Origin of the sequence: Thermosynechococcus sp. HN-54, from assembly GCF_023650955.1 — a bacterium.
Taxonomy (GTDB): Bacteria; Cyanobacteriota; Cyanobacteriia; order Thermosynechococcales; family Thermosynechococcaceae; genus Thermosynechococcus.
The window spans coordinates 1,104,393-1,124,151 of record NZ_CP098039.1 but is presented as its reverse complement, the minus strand read 5'-3'; the positions used below and the strand labels follow the sequence as shown (position 1 = coordinate 1,124,151).

Below are 19,759 nucleotides of genomic sequence, written 5' to 3'. Positions count from 1 at the left end.
TCATAGCATTAACCGAGGTAGGCTTGCTGAACCCGTGGATCATGCAGGAGATCTGCTGCACTACCGCTGAGGGTCACTTGACCCGCTTCAAGGACATAACCGCGATCGGCCAATTGCAAGGCTAGGTGAGCGTTTTGCTCGACCAGTAACATTGTCATCCCCTGTTCCCGCAGTTCAGCCAAGATGGCAAAAATTTCCCGCACTAAATTGGGTGCTAAGCCTAAACTGGGTTCATCAAGGAGCAGTAAGCGAGGACGACTCATCAGGGCACGGGCGATCGCCAGCATTTGCTGTTCACCGCCACTCAGGGTGCCTGCGAGTTGGTGTTGCCGCTCCCGTAGTCTGGGAAAGCGCGTGAGTTGTTCTTCTAGGTCTTTGTAAATTTCGGCCTCATCTCGACGGCAGTAGGCACCAAGGAGGAGATTATCCCGCACAGTTTGGCGAGCGAGTACCTGACGCCCCTCTGGACAGTGGGCAATGCCCAACTGCACTAATTCATGGGGCGATCGCCCTGCAATGGATTGGCCGGCGAAGCGAATAATGCCTTTACTGGGAACCAGTTTAGAGATGGCTCGCAGGAGGGTAGTTTTGCCAGCACCATTGGCACCCACAAGGGTAATGCACTCCCCGGCTTCAATGGCCAGACTCACCTCGCGCAGAGCACAAATGCCACCGTAGTGGACACTCAGGGACTCAATTTCCAAAATGCGCGCTTGAGAACTCATCCCCTAGGCCGTGGTCTGTGATTCCTCCGGTTCGGGGGAGCCACCCCTCGCCTCTTCCCATTCAGCAATGGCGGCATTTTCGGTTTGGGCAGCAGCACTGGTGACGAGGGCAGTAATTTCCCGAGGAGAGAACCCTTCTTCGAGTAGCTCCATATAGATAGGATAGAGATTGCGTTGCAGTTCTTTGAAGATGGCGCGGGCGCGATCGGTATAGCGAAAGTTTTGGTCAAATAAGCTGGCCATCTGAGAAATCCAAGAGCACTGCCACTATCCTAAATCCTATACGCACACCCATGGCCAGTGGTGGCGCAGACTTTTGTTTTCTTTCCTTCCTGCAGGGCAGGTAGAAAAGATCTACTCTGCCTCTTCGTCGAGATGATAACGACGATAGAGAAAGTCAAGGGCATCGTTGCGCAGTTGGTAGTAGGTGGGATCTTCGAGGATGCGCTCGCGATCGCGCGGACGTGGGAAGGGAATGGTCATGATTTCACCAATTTTGGCAGCAGGGCCATTGGTCATCATCACCAAGCGATCGGCCAAAAACAGCGCCTCATCAATGTCGTGGGTAATCATCAGCACGGTGCAGCGGTGTTCCTGCCAAATGTTGAGCAATTCCTCTTGCAGTTCCTCCTTGGTGATGGCATCGAGGGCACCAAAGGGTTCATCCAGAATGAGGATCTCGGGTCGAATCGCAAGGGCACGGGCGATCGCCACCCGCTGTTTCATCCCCCCTGACAACTGCGCCGGATATTTATTGGCCGCTTCCGCCAAGCCCACCATTGCCAAGTGCTCACGGACGATCGCCATCTTTTGCGGACGAGACTTCTGCGGCCAGACAGCATCCACTGCCAGATAGATATTTTCAGCGGCCGTTAACCACGGCAAGAGGGCATAGTTCTGAAATACCACCATGCGATCAGGCCCCGGCTCCTTGATAGGTTGTCCCTTGAGGCGTACTTCCCCGGTGGTGGGACGCACAAAGCCCGAGACCATATTGAGTAAGGTGGTTTTGCCACAGCCAGAGTGACCAATGACGCAGATAAACTCCCCCGCTTGAATATCGAGAGTAATATCCGTCAGCACGGTAAAAGGCCCCTTCTGGGTGGGATAGACTTTGCTCACCTGCTCTAGGCGCAAAAAGGATTCAGGGGAGACTACGGCAACGGGGGTAGTCATGGCTCGGTTTCCTTGGCTAATCATGGGTAACTCCAATCGTCTGACATATTGGGCTTAGGCGGCGCGTGGCAGGGGCAAATTCAAGGGAATTTCTGCCATATACACCTCGTGCTTGATCTCTAGGCTATTGAGATAGCTAATGGGGTCATCGGCATTAAATGTGGTGCCATCAAAGAGTTGGATCGGCCCAGTGCGATACTTAATATCCAAGAGTCCCAACTCCCGCGCCGCTGTACTAAAGACACTCACTCGACACACCCGCTCGAGAATTTCCACCCAGTTGCGTGGGAAGGGAATCGTGCCCCAACGGGCAATCTGGGTCATCATCCACAGGTGCTCAGTGCGGCTAGGACGATTCACACCGTCGCCAAAGAACAGATGATGCACAGGCCCACCATTTTGATCCACCCCCAGTTCTAAATACTCAGGGTTGGTGGCCACATAGGCCTTGCGGCTGAGGATTTGCTTAATCTCCTCACTGTGGGCAGGGTCGGCACAGTAACGACAGGCATCCAGTAGGGCTTTGACCAAGGCAATGTGGGTATTGGGATAGGCCATCCCCCAATCTTCGCGCACGCCTAGGACTTTCCCCGGATGTCCTGCCCAAATGTCAATGTCGCTGGCAATCGTAAAGCCCACCCCCTCTTTAGCCGCCCGCAGATTCCAAGGATCACCGACGCAATAGCCATCAATACTGCCAGAGCGCAGATCCGCCACCATTTGTGCCGGTGGAATCGTCTGGAGGTGGACATCATGATCGGGGTGAATACCCCCTGCCGCTAGCCAGTAGCGCAATAGGAGATTATGCATGGAGGAGGGATGCACCATCCCCAAACGGTGGGGGCGATCGCGCGTTTGCAGCAAGTAGCGGTGAAAGTCATTGAGCGTCCGAATCCCCTGCTCAGCAAATTCCTTTTTCAGGGTGATGCCATTGCCATTGCGGCTGAGGGTGAGGGCACTGACCACAGGCAGCGGCTGCTCTTCATGACCGCCACAGGTAAACCACACCGGCATCCCCGCCGGCATTTGCGCGGCATCGAGGTAGCCTGCGGCAATCCCATCCACAATTCCCCGCCAACTGCTCTCCCGCACAAGCGAGACTTCCTCAAGGCCATGGTGGGCAAAGAACCCCTTTTCGTAGGCAATGGCAATGGGAGCGCAGGCGGTCAAGGGCACAAAGCCAATTTCCAAGTTCGTTTTTTCGAGACCATGGCGGGCAATGGCCGGTTTGCGCCGCGCCTGCAACTGTTTCACCCGTTTTTGCTGGTTGAGGAAATAGATGATTTCACTGCGCAGACTGTAGTAACTGGGGTGTTCGACAACGGCCATTCGCTGCCGCGGCCGGGGAATATCCACCTCGAGAATGCCGCCAATTTTGGAGCCGGGACCATTGGTGAGCATGACAATCCGATCCGAGAGCAGCACCGCCTCGTCCACATCGTGGGTGACCATCACCGCCGTCACCTGCTGGGCTTCACAGATCTTCATCAGTTGTTCTTGCAAATTGCCCCGTGTGAGGGCATCCAAGGCACCAAAGGGTTCATCCAACAGCAGTAGCTTCGGCTGGATCGCGAGGGCGCGGGCGATCGCCACCCGTTGCTTTTGGCCGCCAGAGAGCATTGTCGGTGGCTTGTGAGCATGGGGACGCAGCCCCACCAAATCAATATGGGACTCGACAATTTGCCGCCGCTCAGCAGGGGTGAGATGATCCAAAACCTCATCTACAGCAAGGGCAATATTGTCCCGCACCGACAACCACGGCAGTAGGGAATAGTTTTGAAACACCACCATGCGATCGGGGCCTGGTTGGCGCACCCGCTGTCCCTCCAACGTCACCACCCCTGAGGTGGGCAGGTCTAAACCGGCAATCATATTTAGTAACGTGGACTTGCCACAGCCGGAGTGACCAATCAGCGAGATAAACTCCCCCTTTTGAATCGTCAGATCAATCCCTTTGAGGGCAAGATACTGCCCCCCATTGGCGAGGTCAAAGACCTTCTCCACCTGATCCACAGCCACAAAAACGCCCATGATGTCCTCCTAGCGATTTGCCGGTGCAATTTTGCTTTGTAGAAAGCCCACCAAGCGATCCAACATCAGGCCAATGGCGCCGATATAGACCACTGCCACAATAATTTCGGTGACGTAGTTTTGCTGGTAGGCATCCCAGATAAAGAAGCCAATGCCCGCCACCCCCGACATCACAATTTCCGCCGCAATAATCGCCAGCCATGCCAAGCCAATGGCAATCCGCAAGCCCGTGAAAATGTAGGGCAGTGCCGAGGGGAGAAGAATTTTCAAAAAGAAGGTCTTCTTCGAGAGCCGCAGTACCCGCGACACATTTTTGTAGTCTTGGGGAATTTCCCGTACCCCCACAGCGGTGTTAATGAGAATTGGCCAGATGGAGGTAATAAAGATCACAAAGATGGCGGCGGGTTCATTTTGGCGCAGAGCTGCAAGGGAGATGGGAACCCACGCCAAGGGTGCTACCATGCGCAGAAATTGAAAGATGGGGTCGAGGGACTTATTCAGCACTTTACTCGTGCCCACCAAAATGCCAAGGGTAATTCCGACAACGGCAGCCAACCCATAGCCTTGGGCAACGCGAGTCAAACTAATCAGCGTCTGCCGTGCCAACCCTTGATCAAGGGGGCTGTTGTAGTAAAAGGGATGAAAGATCAGATAGCGACTACGCTCATCGGCAAACACCTGAATCGGGCCAGGGAGCGACAGGATTTTTGTTGACGACAGAATCTGCCAAACCACGAGAAATCCGATCACGCCCATAATTGGTAGGTAAAAATCCGCACCCCGCTGGCGCAGAAACTTTATCAGCGGATTGACATTGCCATTACGGCGCACAGATGCAACAGCCATGGAAGTCTCCTAATTTAGATCACAATAACAATGGCTAGAGCTTGACCTTGATTTTGAGGCTGTCGAGATAGGCTTGGGGGTTATCGGGATCAAACTTGATGCCATCAAAGAAGGTCTCTACACCCCGTGAGTCGGTGGTGGGAATTTCAGCCGCCGGTACCCCCAATTCTTTGGCAGCCTCTTGCCAGAGATCGCTGCGGTTGACGCGACCAATCATTTGTTTGATGTTGTCGAAATCCTTGAGTTTGTCGGCATTGAAGCCCCAGCGCAGGTTTTCAGTCAAGAACCAGAGATCATGACTCTTGTAGGGATAGGAGATGCTATTGCCATTGGGATCTCGCCAATAGAGCGGGCCAACGTTAAAGTCGTTGAAGTTCGGCTGGCCATCGCCCATGGTGTAGGTGCCTTCGTAGGGAGGAGTGAGGATATTGCCTGGAATGTTGAAATACTCGCGGCGGCCACAAATTTGAATGAGTTCAGGGCGGTTGGCTTTGTCATCGCACCACTGCTGAGCTTCCATCACTGCTTTGAGGAGGGCTTTGGTTGCCTTGGGATGCTGATCTACCCAGTCAGCGCGCACCGCTAGGTACTCTTCGGGGTGATAGGGCCACATCTGTGCCGTTAGGGTGGCCATAAAGCCAATATCATCACTGACAATGCGGAAGGGCCAAGGATCACCGGTACTGAAGGCATCCATTGTCCCATTGCGCATGCCGGCAACCGTTTCAGCGGGAGGAACGGCTAGGAGTTCGATGTCGCGATCGGGGTCAATGCCATTGGCGGCAAACCAGTAGCGAATCCACAGGTCTTGGTTGGCATTGGGGAAGGTGTAGGCGGCTTTGAACTTGCGGCCATTGTTGGCAGCAAACCCTTTAATGTAGTCGGGATCGGCGATTTTCAGGTGTAGCCCCTTGCCCTTGTTGGCACCAGAAATAGCAATGCCGTTCCCTTGGGTATTTAACTGTGCCAAAACGTACATCGGCACTTTCTGGTTGTTGAGGGTGATAATGCCTTCGCTGATCAGGTAGGGCATGGGCATCTGCCACTGACCCCCATCAATGCCGCCGGCGGCAGAACCAATCACCACGTTGTCCCGCGCACTAGCCCAGTTGGCTTGCTTCGAGAGTTCAGCATTGGTGAGGCCATGCTTGGCAAAGAAGCCTTTTTCTTTAGCAATAATCAGGGGGGCTGATTCAACAATCGGAATAAACCCTAATTTAATCGTGTCGGTTTCTACTTCACCGGTCGTACCCCCGCCCTGTTGCTGTCCTTGGGGATTTTGAGCAGGCGCACATCCTTTGAGGGCGATCGCCCCCATGGCGGTAGCAGTGGCAGTCATTAAAAAGCGACGACGCGACAATTGAGACATAGCGGAACCTATATCGAGAAGAACTAATTCATTAACAAAAGAACCTGTACCCCCAACACCGAGTCTGGGGGCAATGTTTCCAATTCACGGTGATGAAAGACCGAAACTTGGATTAAGAGAACTCTATCACTCAAGTAGCCAGAAAAGATATGGCTCTATACTATAAACGCAGATAATTTTTTTTATTCAATAAATAAGTCCAGCTAATTTTATTCAAACCTTACCTGACTAGAAAGATTGTCCTTGATTGGGGGAACGCCCAAGGAAAGTAGCCTAATTCAGTAACTTCTCCGTACGTTCATTAATTGATTGATGGTCAGCGTCTGCGTTGATTCCTTAATTTTTTGCAACTAAGGTTTTAGGGGATATGCTCCTGTAGATAAACCTCAGCTTTTTCAGGAGGCAATGGGGGGGCAAAAAGATACCCTTGACCATAGTTACAGCGGAGGGATCGCAACAGTTGCAGTTGAGTGGTGTTTTCAATGCCCTCGGCAATGCAGTCGAGGTGGAGGTTGCGAGCCAGAACCAAAATGGCATGTACTACCTCTAGGTCTTCTTGGCTGCGATCCATCTGGGAAATGAAGGAACGGTCAATTTTAATGCCATCGAGGGGAAGATTGCGCAAATAGCTCAGGGAGGAGTAGCCCGTGCCGAAGTCATCAATGTCAATGCGCACGCCCATGGGTTTGAGTTCGGCGAGAATTTCGCGGGCAGAATCCAAGTGCTGCATCAACGTACTTTCAGTAATTTCTATCTTTAGAAAGTGCCCTGCTAAATGGTAATGCTCAAGGGTTTGTTGAATCTCAGCCACAAGGGTGGGCAAAGAAAATTGATTGGCTGAAAGATTGATGCTCATTGTAAACGCCGCCGACTGGAGCTTGGCATAGCGCTGTTGCCACCGCTGTAACTGTTCGCAGGCATGGTGCAAAACCCAGCGGGAGAGTTCAAAAATCAGACCCGTTTCCTCAGCAATCGGGATAAAGACTCCAGGGGAAATGAGGGTGTCCCCTTTTTGCCAGCGGAGGAGTGCCTCAAAACCTTTGAGAGATTGGCTACGGAGCTTGACGATGGGCTGATAGTGGAGGGCAAAGTCGCCCCGTTCAATTGCTTGTCGCAGTTCCACTTCTAAATGCAGGCGATCGCGCACCTGTTGCAGCATCAGGGGGTGAAAAACATCAATGCGATTGTGCCCCTTGGTTTTAGCGTGGTACATGGCCATGTCGGCATCCCGCAGCAGTTCCTCGCTACTGGTGTAATGGGGAACACCCATCACAAGACCGATACTCACCGTGCTGTAGAGGGTGTAGTGATCAATTTCAAAGGGATGGTTGAGGCGATCGCGCAGCCTTTGGGCAATGGCTTGGGCGTGTTCTATCCCCTGAATATCGCTGAGCAAGACCGCAAATTCATCGCCACCAAGGCGAGCCACTACATCCTGGGGACTCACACACCGACTCAGCCGCTGGGCAAAGGCTTGCAGGAACAAATCACCCGTGGAGTGCCCGAGACTATCATTGAGGGTCTTGAAGCGATCTAAATCCAAACAGAGAACGGCGTAGTGGTAGTTGGGATGCTCGGCTGCATAATTGAGGGTGAGGCGCAACTTCTCCTCAAACAGCCAGCGATTGGGTAAATGGGTGAGGCGGTCATGGCGAGCTTGGTAAAGGAGTTGAGCTTCCATTTCTTTGCGCTCTTGAATTTCCGCTTGCGCCTTTTGATAGAGTTCTGCCTGGAGGATGGCGATCGCCAACTGGGTAGAAATTTGCTTGATCAGTTCAATTTCACTATCTTGCCAGTCGCGGGGATGGCTACATTGGTGGCAAATGAGCAACCCCCAGAGTCGCCCTTCGACAACAATCGGTACCACTAGATTGGCCTTGACCTGATAATGCGCCAGCAAATCCCGATAGCAGGGAACGAGAGAGGCGGTGTCTAAATTGTTGACCACATGGATGCGACCGCGCTTGTAGGCCTCGACATAGCGTTCCGTAAAGCAGGAATCCCCCACGACATCACCAAGAACTGACAACCAAGGCGGCACCACGGCTTCAACGTCCATAATGCCGCGCCAGTCATCGAGGAAGCGATAAATGAGCACGCGATCGCACCCCAAGAGTTCTCGCACATCCTTGACGGCATTTTCGAGAATTGTGGCCAGATCAAGGGATTGGTGAATGTGCTGCGTGATCTGCACCAGCAGGCGATCGTACTGGGCTTGGCGCAAAAGTTGTTGTTCCACCTGATGGCGATCGATGGCATGGCGAAAACTGCGCGCCAGCAAATTGGGACTGAGTTCACCCAAAGTCAGATAGTCCTGAGCACCACTGTGGAGCACTTGCGTCCCTAGTTCAGGGCGATCGCTCGTGTCAATCACGACTAGGGGCAACTGGGGATAACGCTGTTGGAGAGTCTGGACAGTGTTGAGCAGGCCATCCCCTTGAGCCATCAAAACCAAGAGATGCGGTTTAGCCTGAGCAACCACACCGGGGGTTAAGTGAGAATAACGACAGGTGTGAACTTGATAGTAAACGTGATCAATCTCTGCAAGGTAGGGATATAAAATTTCACCTGATTGGGTGATGTTTTCAATCACTAATAAATTTATGGAGGGCAATGCACACTTTTTTTGAGAATTTTTTTTCAAAGAATCCTCCGCCCCTGCTTCAACAATGGCCAGCGATTGCTGAGGGGAGTCATCAACAGTGGATAATACAAGGAGTTTTTCGATCATTGGCAAAGCATTGTTAGACACATTAAAAGTAAGAATTCTACAAAAATTTATAAATGAATATTATCTACTCCTTCTTTCTAAATCCATGATACAGCCCTTTTCTAAGATATTGGGAGTGCTGCGTCATTGGATGATCCCCTAGAGCGATTTTGAGGTTTTCTAGCGGCAATTCATCGCTATGAAACAGGTTGAAACCCCTGACGGGGATCGCTACGGGATCGTGATTTAGAACACGTCTCGGCCTTGATGAAAGTTGCTAGCTTAGAATCAGCATTCCCCAAAGGAAGGGGGGTATCCTTGTGTTCACCCAACAACTTCGAGGCTGGCTGCTAGTTTCTCTATCTCCATTGACGGTCGCGATCGCCCTTTTTGTTTCCCCCTCCCCAAGTCTAGCCCAGCGGGATTTGATCCCCATTGATGGCTCCGATGAGGATATTCAGCTACTGTTTGACTTGGTCTATTATCCCCGCCGCGATCCTGCGCGTTTTCGGCTGCAAAACAGTGCTGAGGTAGAAGCCTATCAGTTGATTCGCACCATTTTGGGCACGGGCACGACCCTCTATATCCGTCAACGCCAAGATGATAACTACGGTTCCTACAGTTTTAGTCGCGATCGCTTGATCTTGCGCCCCCGCGCCCTTGCCCATTGGCCGATTTTTATCGAAACCCTGCGCCATGAGGGCTGGCATGTTGTTCAAGCCTGCTTTGCCGCCAAACAAGATCTAGATTCCTTGGTACCCGTGGGCATTCGCGTCAGTCCCAGTCTAGTGGCCGATCTCTACCGCAAGAGTGGCTATGACCCCAATGACATTCCTATTGAAGCTGAAGCCTTTGCCGCTGAGCGGGTACCGAATATGACGTTACAGGGATTACAGCGGGAGTGTGCGGACTGGCTCAACCGCCCCAGCAAGGACTAAGCTTTGGAGTTGGAGTGGACTAGGGCACCACAGTGGCGACAATAGGGTAGGTGGCGATAGGTGGGCTGCTGACAATTGGGACAGGGCAGCCACTGTAAATAACCGCAGTGAGGACAGTACTGATCCAACTCCCGCAGCCGCTTGGCACACTGAACACAGCGTTGTTTTTGAATGCGCCCTGCCGCCTGTCGCTGCGGATTGAGGAAAAGGGCTTGGCCGACCTTGATAATGCCAAACCCGACGGCTGGGATCAGCAGGATATAAACATAACTCACTAAAAAGAGCAAGCCACCAAAGAGGGCAAGAATCCAATTGGAGAGCCACTTAAAGAGTGCCCCCACCTGCAACAGCTCAAAGATCTTCAGCACCAAGGGAATGAAGAAGATCACCAATAGGTGCCAACTCATGAGGGCGAGGAGGCCATAGCGCCGGCGATCGGCAAAACGATACACCCACAGGGCAATCCCAATTAGGGGGAGTAAAAAGAGGGCTTGTAGGATAAATTGCAGGCTGGGATACCAAAATTGAGAGTGCCGATATTCGCCTTCAAGCTGGGCAAATTTCGTGGTGTCCTCTAGAAAGTTGAGGAAGGCTTGGCTATCGGGTTCTTGGAGAATCGCTTGTTCAAGGGTAGCAATTTCATTTTTCAGAGCGGCAATCTGGCGATCGTTGGCCTCAAGGGTAGCTTTCGCCTTAGCGGCTTCCACCAAGTTGATGGATTGATCCGGGGGTTGCCCCGCCAGCTGCTCCAACAGCGTCGAGTCATACTCTTGGCGAATGCGGGCATTGGTGGCCTCTAGCGTTTGAATTTGCGCCTGTTTCTGCTGCCGTTGCTGGAGTCGCTGCTGATTGGTGGGGCGATTGACGGCATCTTGGTACTCTGCATAGGTGAAGCAAAGGGATGAGATGGTTCCCAGCTTTCCTTTAGCACTCTCCTCTAAGCGTTCTACGTAACTCTGGGGCGATTGCTCCAAAGTCATCTGTTGCTCTAGAAACCGCATCGCGCGATCGCTCCCTTTATCTTGGCGATAGGCGTACCAAGGGGCATAGCAGGGCTGAGCTTGACTGGGACTTAAGGGCCAATTGCTAATTTCGCTGAGGCCACTAAAAACATTAATGAGGATAAAAATGTCCACCAAAATAATGACAATTAGACTCACCCGATTCAGGGGTTCCTTATTGACAAGGCGCGATCGCCGCCAAAATGCCCGCCAGAAATGTCCCAGCCGTCTTGTCACATTCATGGGAGGGTAAACCCAAAGGCGAGTTTCACCCGCTCTAATGTTGCATTGGCCACACTCGTTGCCTGCTCTTTCCCTTTTTTCAGCAAATCCTTGAGATAGCTTGGATCCGCCATGATCTCGTTGTAGCGCTGTTGAATCGGTTCTAAGGTGGCAATCACCGCATCTGTCAGTAGGGGCTTAAACTGTCCCCAACCCATATCGGCACATTCTGCTGCCACCGCCTCTTTGGTTTTTCCCGTTAGCACTTGATAGAGGCTGAGTAAGTTGTTGGCTTCAGGACGGTTGGGGTCATCAAAGGTCAGGCCGCGGATGGCATCGGTCTTGCAACGCTTGATTTTTTTGCGAATCTCATCGGGGGAGTCCAAAAGATTAATACGACTCAGTTCCGATGGATCCGACTTCGACATTTTCTTCGTGCCGTCGGTAAGACTCATCACCCGTGCCCCTGCCTTGGCAATTAAGGGTTCCGGCAGCTTCAAAATCGGCGGCTGATTGCGAGCAAAGAGGTAGTTTACACGGGCAGCAATATCGCGGGTCAGTTCCAAATGCTGTTTTTGATCTTCCCCGACAGGGACAAGATCTGCATCGTAGAGCAAAATATCCGCTGCCATGAGAACAGGATAGTCCAGTAGTCCTGCCGCTACGTTTTCCCCCTGCTTGACGGCTTTTTCCTTGAATTGAATCATGTCCTCCAGCCAGTTGAGGGGGGTAATGCAGTTGAGCAACCAAGTGAGTTCGGCATGGGCGCTGACGTGGGATTGCACAAAAATGGTGGCGTGGGCCGGGTCAATACCACAGGCCAAGTAGAGCGCAGCAACCGTATAGGTATTGGCAGCCAGTTCTGCTGGATCGTGGGGCACCGTAATCGCGTGTAAATCCACGACGCAAAAGTAGTTTTCATACTCTGCTTGACCGGCCACCCAGTTGCGAATCGCGCCGAGGTAATTTCCCAAATGCAAGCTACCTGTGGGCTGTACTCCCGAAAGCACCCGTTTTTTGGTCACCCAAACCTCCTCTGATCCTGTTCCTATCTATGCTACAGCCCTTTTCCTGTGGATGGAACATACTCAAAACTGTGCAAACCCTCCCCTATCTGTCCCCAATTATGAACATTTACATGACCCTGTGTCGAAATATCACAGAGGGCGGGAGCAGGGCAGTGACGCTGGGATCAATCAGCTAGAGTGGAACAGAAGACCCTGAACCAAGGCAATACGGCGGAATCACTATATCCATCCCTCACTTTCTCCACTGCAACACCCCGTTACGCGGGGACTCTTGGTTACACTCTTGTTGGCAGCGTTTGCGAATCCCCTGCCGGCCTTTGCCAATCGCAGGCGTGGCGGCTCCTTTAATGGCGAGCGGAGCTTCAGTAATCGCGTCAACCGGACTCAGATCAACCGCGACAACATTAATCGCAACAACCGACCCAACACCATTCGCAACATTGATCGCGGCAATCTCAGTAACATTAACCGTCCTAACCGCGAACAAAATATTCATCGTGGCGATATCCGCAATGCCAACATCAACCGCCCCAATTGGAACAACGCCAACATTGACCGCCGTAACCGTAACTGGAATAACGTGAATAACCGCGGCTGGCAAAATAATCGCTGGAATAACAACAACATCATTGTGAATCCGCGCTGGCGGCCAAGGTGGAACACTTGGTGGTGGAATGGCAGTCGTCCATGGTATCCAACACCCAATTATTGGGGTGGGGGCTTCTGGGGCAATTTGGCGATTGGGTTAACTTCTGCGGCGGTAGCCGGTGCAATTGCGGGTAGTATTGCCAATAACAATTCTCCCCAAGTTGTGGTCGTCAGTAATAGCCCCGGCGGCCAACTCCTCAGTAGCTATGAACTGGTACAGGTGCCTTGCAGCAATACTTCTAATCTAGTGGTCATTCTTGGTCCGGCAGACAGTGTGATCTGTGCGCGACCGACGGCTTTGGTGCCCGCAGGGGTCTATACGATCGATATGGCTAACTTGGCGCTGATTCCTGATTGGTCGCTTTAGTACGTGCCTCCAACTCTTCAAGGCGACTTTTCAGGGTTTGATTTTCTTTTTTCAGGTCGCTAAGGGTGGTTTCGAGGGTCTTGAGGCGGTCATCGCTGCCAATGGCTTTCTGAACTTTGGCGATTCCTTCATCAACGAGTCGCTTGATACGGCCATCGGTGGTGCGATCGCCCACCTGTTGCAAAATCCCCAGAACTTGAGGGTGATCTATCTGACTCAGGGCTTGGACAACGGCCATCTGGGTAAAGAAAAAGGTCTCGTGGCTCAGTTGCTCTAGGCGCTCCAAAATTTGTTTTAGTTGGGGATGGTGGCGATCGCCAATGGTGCCAAGGGTACGAATGGCTGCCAAGCGCAGGGGTTGCGGGACAGCCGCCGCCGTATAGTCGAGAACTAAATTCACGGCTTCAGGCAGATCCTTGAGTTCCCCCACACCAGCGACCGCCCCACAGCGTACCACTTCATTCCAACCTTGTCGTCTTTCCAAAGCTTTGCGCAGCCGTTTCAGTACTTTTTCGGGCTTGGGTTTTGGCTGCGGTTTGGCAGCGGCAATGACACCAATTCCCTTAAGGGCGGCCGCTTCAACGCTATAGCTGGGATCGCCGTGCTTGGCAATAGGCTTGAGGAGTTCGTAGGCTGGGGTGGACTTAAATCCAGCAATGGCCTCCACGGCTGCTGCGCGAACATGGGGATGGTGGTCTGCAAGGGCAAGCTTTAGGGCCTCTAAGCTTTGATCCAGTTGAATTGTGCCGAGCACTTTGGCAATTTCACGCCGCACTCCCCAGAAGGGTTCCCGTTGCAGCGCCGCCGCCAAGGTTTGGACGACCTCTAAGTTTCCTTTTTTGCCGAGGGCAATGGCGGCTTGAATCCGACCGAGAACATCGGGGTCGTACTGAAGCTGCGCTTTTAGCTCCGGCAGGGGGTACTCCAGCGTTACCGTTTTTAGCGTATGGTTGCCGGCATCAAAACTAACAAAGCTGGGCTGCTGTGGCAGGGGGAGATAGAAGGTGTGCTCTGGCTCATGAATGTGCAGCGGGATGGTTTTTAGCGATACCTGTCCTTGATCATCCACCGTACCGATGCCAACAGGAATGCGCAGATCAAAAAGGTTGCGCTCTAGGGGGGTGACGCCCTCGGTCACCTGTTGTTGCTTGACGGTGAGCACGGCCAAGTGATCGGCAGCCTCCCAGCGATAGCTGACCTGGAAGTCAGGATGCCCACCGCGAAAAACGTATTGATCAAAGAGGGGAAGTAAGTTGCGGCCAGTGGCGGTTTCAATGGCGCGCAGCAGATCCACTGTTTCCACGGTTTGGTGGGCGTAGGTTTGGACAAAGGTTTGAATGGCTTTCCAGAATAGCTCTTCGCCCAGTTCTTGGCGGATCATGTGATAGACGCAGGCACCTTTTTCGTAGAGGTGGCGATCGTAGAGTTCAATGGCTTCGCGATAGATGTGGGTGACAATGGGGCGGCGGTAGCGATCGCTATCCTCACTGAGGTAGTTGCGCAATTCGCCAAGGCGATAGTAGGCGGCAAAATCAGCGCCATATTCCTCTTCAAACCAGAGCACCTCGGCATAGGAGGCCATGCCCTCCTTGATCCAAGCGTGAGACCAGTGCTTGATGACTACTAAATCGCCAAACCACTGGTGTGCCAACTCATGCGCCACTAAACTTTCGCTGCGAAAGTCTTCGGCAGCTGCCCGCTCATCCAACAGACAGCGATCGGTGAGCAGCGTCGTCGAGGTATTTTCCATGCCGCCAAAGATAAAATCAGCGACACAGACTTGGGCATACTTCGGGTAGGGATAGGGATAGCCATAGATACGGCTAAAAAAGTCAATCATCTTTGGCGTTTTGCCTAGGGTGCGGCGGGCGTCGGCAGCACGATCTTTGGCGACATAGTAGGTGACGGGCTTGCCCTGCCACTCATCATCGAAAACAGCAAAATCCCCCACCGCTAGGGTCATCAGGTAGGTGGGATGAACTTGGGGCTGATACCAATGAAAGACTTGCCAGTCCCCTTCGCTGTAGCAGGCGCGCAATTCACCATTGGAAATGGCCTGTAGGGGTTGGCGCACCCGCGCTCGTACCTCAGAAGTAGCGAGTTGGCCGGGATAGTCAAAGCAGGGAAACCAATAGCGAGAGTCCTCATCTTCCCCTTGGGTCCACGCTTGGGGCGGGTGGGTGGGGATAAAGTACAGCCCGCGTTGGGGTTTTTCGAGGCGATAATCAATGGTAATCAGCAACACCTGATCGGGGCTAATCCCTAGGTGCTCAGCGAGGGGAATATCGAGGAATTCACCATCGTAGTGGAAGGCTTGGGGGTGGTGCTGCACCGTCACCCCCTTGATCTGTTGCCCCACGGCATTGAGGCGCAGCTGGCGCACTTGGGCGTGCAGAGGACGCAAGTGAATATGGCACTGTCCCCAACAGGTTTGCGCCTCTAGATCAAGTGTTAAATCGAGGAAAATATGTTCCACTCGTCCGGGGCGATCGGGACTGTAGTGGGGACGTGCACCACTGAGGACAAAGGATTTTGCCGAGGTGACATCAAGAGTCATAAGTTATGGTTGGGCAGCACTTGCTACTAGTCTAGAGGCCATCAATCGAGGAGTTCAACCACTTTGTGGCGACGAGTATGACCCTTAATCAACAGCCCAACCTTCGATGTTGACATCTACCCGATCGCCCTCGTGGGACAGGGGTGCAATGTTCAAGTAATACAGCGGCTGATCAGGGGATAAATTTCGCAGCCAATGCAGACATTGGGCATCCACATGGACATAGGAGCCGGTTTCCACGGGGGTACGAGTCAACGCAGTTGCAGCCACAGAATTGGCAGGCGGGGTCATCGGGCAGGTAATCAGTTCACCGACACCCGACACAATCAGGAAAATATCATCGCCGCGATGGTGATAGTGGGGGTAGTTGGCTTGTCCTGGGTCAATGCGGTAAAGGCTAGAGGCTAGCTCAGGGTTGTGGTGATCCAATGGACAAACGGCATAGCCGGGTCGTTTGGGTGTCCAAGTTTGACAGCGCTCAACCAACTCAGGAAAAGAGAAAACCAACATTGTACTTTCAGGACAAATCTTGACCACGGAGTTATTGTATCGCTAAGCGATCGCGCTATCCTAGCCAATGGCCTATGTCGGAGTTTTGAATGAGTACACCCATCCCGGTCATTGTTGTCGGTGCTCTCGGTAAAATGGGGCGCGAAGTCGTTAAAGCTGTACACCAAGCTCCCGACACAGCTCTCTATGCCGCCGTCGATCGCAAGCAGGTGGGGGAAGATATTGGTGAAGTCTTAGGCCTAGGGACATTAGAGATTCCCATTAGCGGCAGCTTGCAGGAGGTCTGCGTGGCCGCTGCCCAGGAAAAAGAGCCGGTGGTCATGGTGGACTTTACCCACCCGCAAGCGGTGTATGAGAACGTGCGCATGGCGATCGCCTACGGGGTGTATCCGGTGGTGGGAACCACAGGCCTGAGTCCAGAGCAAATTGAAGATCTCGCCGAGTTTGCCGACAAGGCCGATATGGGGGTGGTCATTGCGCCGAATTTCTCAATTGGCATGGTGCTGCTCCAAGAAGCGGCCATTCGGGCGAGCCAGTACTTTGACCACGTGGAGATCATTGAATTGCACCACAACCAAAAAGCCGATGCCCCCAGTGGTACTGCCATTCAAACCGCGCAACGCCTAGCAGAATTGGGCAAAACCTTTAACCCACCGCAAGTGCAGGAGTCGGAACATCTCAAGGGTGCCCGCGGGGCATGTACGGAGGGGGAGATTCGCATCCACAGTGTCCGCCTCCCCGGACTCATTGCCCATCAGGAGGTCATTTTTGGCGCACCGGGGCAGATTTACACCCTCCGCCATGACACCAGCGATCGCCAGTGCTATATGCCGGGGGTACTGCTAGCGATTCGCAAAGTGCGGCAGCTCAAGCGCTTGATCTATGGCTTGGAGAAGCTGCTTTAACTTCGCTTTAACTTTAGACCTCGGGTGTTTGCTGCAACAGCCAAAAGCCTTGCAGAGCCTCTTGGTCTGGTCTTTCCTTCACGGCAATGAAATGTAGGCCTTGGCTTTCGGTGCAGGCGTCTCTAAAGGCGGCCAGTTCTTTCTGAATTTGGGGATTGCGGCCACTGATGAGCACCCAGCGATCGCTCGCCCCCGTTTCCAACACCAGCAACGGCTGGGGTTCCTCCTCAAAACTCAAATAGGCCGGCTCTAATCCCGATAGCCAACCCGCCAAGGGCAGTGCCCGCTGCGAATAGATGATGAGTCCCGGCAGCAGCGTCTCGTCGCTTAAGGACAAAAAGGGCAGAGGCGGTACCTCACCAAAGGGCAGTTCCCATTCAGCAGCCGTTTTCATCTCCCCCAGCGGCAGGGCGCTAAATTGCCAGCGATCGCCCCGCAGAGCCGAGGGCAGGGGTTGGGGTGCAGGGGGAATCAATTGGGGTGGCTTTGCTAAATCCGCTTGGTAGTTGGGCAAAGTGGGGTAGAGGTTCGTGGCGCGATCGCGCAACCAATTATAGAGCGCAAACGTGCGCCGACTCGGCACCATAACTAAGCCGGCGGCTTCTCCTCCCCGCGTGATAATACTGGTCATAGCGCGGCGAAAAAAACGCACCCGCTCTGGTTGCACCCCTGCTGCGAGACCGAGTTGTTGCCGCCACTGATCCATTGCCTCCTTGAGGGCGGCCTCTAACCAGCGGGCATTGGCTTCAGCTCCAGCACAAGTTTTGCTGAACTGAAATTGTTGCTGGCGATCGCAAATCAGCAACTCCCAGATTTTTTTGTTGTTCTCATCCACGAGGGGACGGGAATAAAAATCCAACTCCCAGATTGTATCCATTCACACCTAGAGGAACGTCAGCAGCAAACCCGCTACTATTTGCCCTTCCTAGGATAGGCGGTTTTGGTCGCCAAGGTAAATGTATAACCTGATACAGATTTTCGCCTGTGAGAACTGGTGGAATCAGAAGTTAATTGTGGGTCAATGCTTTGCTTAGCCCCAACCCAGCAAGATCTAGATTGCGCTCCGGTACTAGGGTGCCGCAACTGCGATGTCTCCTCCGCCCAACCCATGTGCAATTTTACTTTTAACCATTGAGAATGAAAGCGATGTCCAAGTTAAAACTGAAACGTGCTAGACGGCAAAAGCGCCCGTTACTTAACCTCGACTGGCAGCCCAATTTCCGCTGGAAGTCCCCAGCAGTCGTCGCTTGTATTCCCTTAGCGCTAATTATTGTTGCTGTCTGGGGAGTTGCTGCCCAAGCACAGGATCAACCCCTCACCCCTGAAGCTGTCCAAGGGGTGCTCAACACCATTTGGGTGTTAGTTGCAGCAATTCTGGTGATTTTCATGAATGCCGGCTTCGGGATGTTGGAAACCGGTTTCTGCCGCCAGAAAAACGCTGTCAACATTCTTTCTAAGAACCTGATTGTCTTTGCCTTGGCTACCCTTGCCTATTGGGCGATCGGTTTCTCCTTTATGTTTGGTGCCGAGGGCAATGCCTTTATCGGTCTAGGGGGCTTTTTCCTCAGCAGTGAAAACCCAGAAACCTATGGCTTGAAGCCTTTCCCGGAAGGATTGGCAATTCCCGTAATGTTTCTCTTCCAAGCTGCCTTTGCAGGGACAGCAGCTACGATCGTCTCTGGTGCAGTGGCAGAGCGGATTAAGTTCATTGACTTTTTGATTTTCAGCTTGCTGCTGACCGGGATTTCCTATCCCATCACTGGCCACTGGGTATGGGGCGGTGGCCTTCTCAGCAATATTGGTTTCCTTGGGGAAGGCGTGGCCTTCAAGGATTTTGCGGGTTCAACAGTCGTCCACGCGGTCGGTGGTTGGGCGGCTCTAATGGGTGCTGCCTTCTTAGGTCCACGAATTGGCAAATATGCGGCTGACGGTACTCCTCAAGCCCTCCCCGGTCACAACATGGGCTTTGCCATGCTGGGGTGTCTCATCCTCTGGATTGGCTGGTTTGGCTTTAATCCCGGCTCACAACTGGCGGCTGATGAGGCAGTACCCTACATTGCTGTTACAACAAACTTGGCAGCGGCGGCCGGTGGAATTGCAGCAACAATTACCGCTTGGATTGCGATCGGCAAACCTGACCTCTCAATGATCATTAACGGCATTCTGGCGGGCTTGGTGTCCATTACGGCCCCCTGTGCCACAGTTTCCTACTGGTTTGCGGTTATCATTGGCGCCATTGGTGGTGTGATTGTGGTCTATTCTGTTCTCTTCTTTGATCGCATTAAAATTGACGATCCAGTGGGCGCCATTTCTGTGCACCTCGTTTGCGGGACTTGGGGAACCTTCGCCCTCGGGCTGTTTGATAAAGATCTCGGCCTGCTCACAGGGCATGGGGTGACTCAGTTGATTGCCCAGATCATTGGTATTTTGACGGTGGGCGGCTTCACTGTCTTGCTGAGCAGTATCTTTTGGCTGGCGTTGAAGCAAACCCTTGGCATTCGTGTTTCTGAAGAAGAAGAACTCAAAGGTTTGGACATTGGCGAGCATGGCATGGAAGCCTACAGCGGTTTCCTGAAGGAGTAATTCGCCTGTCAACAAGTTTGGGGTCGTACCACGCCGCTGGACGATCCCATTGCCCTAGGTGGTTTTTGCTGTCCTCAGCCTTTGAGGGCAGTTTTTTTCGTATCTTCGCTCTTGGCGATCAACAGGTGGAAAAGTAAAGAACA

At 52.9% G+C, this 19,759-nt stretch carries 16 protein-coding genes; 4 read left to right on the top strand and 12 right to left on the bottom strand.

Going from position 1 to position 19,759, the window contains the following annotated elements; genetic code table 11:
* Nucleotides 1–8: 8 nt before the first annotated feature.
* From NBE99_RS05360 to NBE99_RS05330, 7 genes are all read right to left on the bottom strand, one after another.
* Complete coding sequence (locus NBE99_RS05360; protein ID WP_250683452.1) at nucleotides 9–725, bottom strand: ABC transporter ATP-binding protein; 717 nt, start codon at nucleotides 723–725, stop codon at nucleotides 9–11.
* A gap of 3 nt (nucleotides 726–728) precedes the next feature.
* Complete coding sequence (locus tag NBE99_RS05355; protein ID WP_250683451.1) at nucleotides 729–968, bottom strand: hypothetical protein; 240 nt, start codon at nucleotides 966–968, stop codon at nucleotides 729–731.
* Between the two features lie 111 nt (nucleotides 969–1,079).
* Nucleotides 1,080–1,901 carry a nitrate ABC transporter ATP-binding protein gene (locus tag NBE99_RS05350; RefSeq protein ID WP_250683450.1) on the bottom strand — a complete coding sequence of 274 codons (822 nt, stop codon included), beginning with the start codon at nucleotides 1,899–1,901 and terminating at the stop codon, nucleotides 1,080–1,082.
* 54 nt (nucleotides 1,902–1,955) lie between these two features.
* The gene (locus NBE99_RS05345; protein ID WP_250683449.1) at nucleotides 1,956–3,932 is read right to left on the bottom strand and encodes a nitrate ABC transporter ATP-binding protein; all 1,977 of its coding nucleotides are present in this window, start codon (nucleotides 3,930–3,932) and stop codon (nucleotides 1,956–1,958) included.
* A gap of 9 nt (nucleotides 3,933–3,941) precedes the next feature.
* Nucleotides 3,942–4,778 carry a nitrate ABC transporter permease gene (gene ntrB / locus NBE99_RS05340; protein ID WP_250683448.1) on the bottom strand — a complete coding sequence of 279 codons (837 nt, stop codon included), beginning with the start codon at nucleotides 4,776–4,778 and terminating at the stop codon, nucleotides 3,942–3,944.
* Between the two features lie 34 nt (nucleotides 4,779–4,812).
* Nucleotides 4,813–6,147 carry a CmpA/NrtA family ABC transporter substrate-binding protein gene (locus NBE99_RS05335; protein ID WP_250683447.1) on the bottom strand — a complete coding sequence of 445 codons (1,335 nt, stop codon included), beginning with the start codon at nucleotides 6,145–6,147 and terminating at the stop codon, nucleotides 4,813–4,815.
* Nucleotides 6,148–6,505: 358 nt separating this feature from the next.
* Nucleotides 6,506–8,740: a bifunctional diguanylate cyclase/phosphodiesterase gene (locus NBE99_RS05330; RefSeq protein WP_250683446.1), complete on the bottom strand. Its 2,235-nt coding sequence runs from the start codon at nucleotides 8,738–8,740 to the stop codon at nucleotides 6,506–6,508.
* A gap of 437 nt (nucleotides 8,741–9,177) precedes the next feature.
* Here NBE99_RS05330 and NBE99_RS05325 point away from each other — a divergent pair, with 437 nt between their 5' ends.
* On the top strand, nucleotides 9,178–9,795 hold the full coding sequence (locus tag NBE99_RS05325; RefSeq protein WP_250683445.1) for a hypothetical protein: 618 nt from the start codon (nucleotides 9,178–9,180) through the stop codon (nucleotides 9,793–9,795).
* Here NBE99_RS05325 and NBE99_RS05320 read toward each other — a convergent pair.
* Nucleotides 9,792–11,039: a hypothetical protein gene (locus tag NBE99_RS05320; protein ID WP_399370950.1), complete on the bottom strand. Its 1,248-nt coding sequence runs from the start codon at nucleotides 11,037–11,039 to the stop codon at nucleotides 9,792–9,794. The two genes, NBE99_RS05325 and NBE99_RS05320, sit on opposite strands and share 4 nt — an antisense overlap.
* Nucleotides 11,036–12,043 carry a tryptophan--tRNA ligase gene (gene trpS, locus NBE99_RS05315; RefSeq protein ID WP_250683443.1) on the bottom strand — a complete coding sequence of 336 codons (1,008 nt, stop codon included), beginning with the start codon at nucleotides 12,041–12,043 and terminating at the stop codon, nucleotides 11,036–11,038. Before trpS ends, NBE99_RS05320 begins: the two co-directional genes overlap by 4 nt.
* Nucleotides 12,044–12,317: 274 nt before the next feature.
* Here trpS and NBE99_RS05310 point away from each other — a divergent pair, with 274 nt between their 5' ends.
* On the top strand, nucleotides 12,318–13,061 hold the full coding sequence (locus NBE99_RS05310) for a hypothetical protein (RefSeq protein WP_250683442.1): 744 nt from the start codon (nucleotides 12,318–12,320) through the stop codon (nucleotides 13,059–13,061).
* Here the strand turns inward: NBE99_RS05310 and NBE99_RS05305 are convergent.
* A complete protein-coding gene (locus NBE99_RS05305; protein ID WP_250683441.1) occupies nucleotides 13,027–15,618 on the bottom strand; it encodes a M1 family metallopeptidase in 2,592 nt (863 codons plus the stop codon). The genes NBE99_RS05310 and NBE99_RS05305 overlap by 35 nt on opposite strands.
* Before the next feature lie 84 nt (nucleotides 15,619–15,702).
* Nucleotides 15,703–16,128 (bottom strand): cupin domain-containing protein, encoded by a 426-nt coding sequence (locus NBE99_RS05300; RefSeq protein WP_250683440.1) that lies wholly within the window; start codon nucleotides 16,126–16,128, stop codon nucleotides 15,703–15,705.
* 89 nt (nucleotides 16,129–16,217) lie between these two features.
* Here NBE99_RS05300 and dapB point away from each other — a divergent pair, with 89 nt between their 5' ends.
* A complete protein-coding gene (dapB, locus tag NBE99_RS05295) occupies nucleotides 16,218–17,033 on the top strand; it encodes a 4-hydroxy-tetrahydrodipicolinate reductase (RefSeq protein ID WP_250683439.1) in 816 nt (271 codons plus the stop codon).
* Between the two features lie 13 nt (nucleotides 17,034–17,046).
* On the opposite strand, the gene NBE99_RS05290 is transcribed toward dapB, so the two are convergent.
* The gene (locus tag NBE99_RS05290) at nucleotides 17,047–17,910 is read right to left on the bottom strand and encodes a Tab2/Atab2 family RNA-binding protein (RefSeq protein WP_250683438.1); all 864 of its coding nucleotides are present in this window, start codon (nucleotides 17,908–17,910) and stop codon (nucleotides 17,047–17,049) included.
* 269 nt (nucleotides 17,911–18,179) lie between these two features.
* On the opposite strand from NBE99_RS05290, the gene NBE99_RS05285 reads away from it, so the two are divergent.
* Nucleotides 18,180–19,616 carry an ammonium transporter gene (locus NBE99_RS05285; RefSeq protein WP_399370946.1) on the top strand — a complete coding sequence of 479 codons (1,437 nt, stop codon included), beginning with the start codon at nucleotides 18,180–18,182 and terminating at the stop codon, nucleotides 19,614–19,616.
* The last annotated feature ends 143 nt before the right edge of the window (nucleotides 19,617–19,759 follow it).

Excerpts from the sequence above, each read along its gene's own strand:
- NBE99_RS05335 (WP_250683447.1), bottom strand. The coding sequence starts at position 6,147 with ATGTCTCAATTGTCGCGTCGTCGCTTTTTAATGACTGCCACTGCTACC.
- dapB (WP_250683439.1), top strand. The coding sequence starts at position 16,218 with ATGAGTACACCCATCCCGGTCATTGTTGTCGGTGCTCTCGGTAAAATG.
- NBE99_RS05345 (WP_250683449.1), bottom strand. The coding sequence starts at position 3,932 with ATGGGCGTTTTTGTGGCTGTGGATCAGGTGGAGAAGGTCTTTGACCTC.
- NBE99_RS05300 (WP_250683440.1), bottom strand. The coding sequence starts at position 16,128 with ATGTTGGTTTTCTCTTTTCCTGAGTTGGTTGAGCGCTGTCAAACTTGG.
- NBE99_RS05305 (WP_250683441.1), bottom strand. The coding sequence starts at position 15,618 with ATGACTCTTGATGTCACCTCGGCAAAATCCTTTGTCCTCAGTGGTGCA.
- NBE99_RS05290 (WP_250683438.1), bottom strand. The coding sequence starts at position 17,910 with ATGGATACAATCTGGGAGTTGGATTTTTATTCCCGTCCCCTCGTGGAT.
- NBE99_RS05355 (WP_250683451.1), bottom strand. The coding sequence starts at position 968 with ATGGCCAGCTTATTTGACCAAAACTTTCGCTATACCGATCGCGCCCGC.
- NBE99_RS05285 (WP_399370946.1), top strand. The coding sequence starts at position 18,180 with ATGTCCAAGTTAAAACTGAAACGTGCTAGACGGCAAAAGCGCCCGTTA.
- ntrB (WP_250683448.1), bottom strand. The coding sequence starts at position 4,778 with ATGGCTGTTGCATCTGTGCGCCGTAATGGCAATGTCAATCCGCTGATA.
- NBE99_RS05320 (WP_399370950.1), bottom strand. The coding sequence starts at position 11,039 with ATGAATGTGACAAGACGGCTGGGACATTTCTGGCGGGCATTTTGGCGG.
- NBE99_RS05350 (WP_250683450.1), bottom strand. The coding sequence starts at position 1,901 with ATGACTACCCCCGTTGCCGTAGTCTCCCCTGAATCCTTTTTGCGCCTA.
- NBE99_RS05360 (WP_250683452.1), bottom strand. The coding sequence starts at position 725 with ATGAGTTCTCAAGCGCGCATTTTGGAAATTGAGTCCCTGAGTGTCCAC.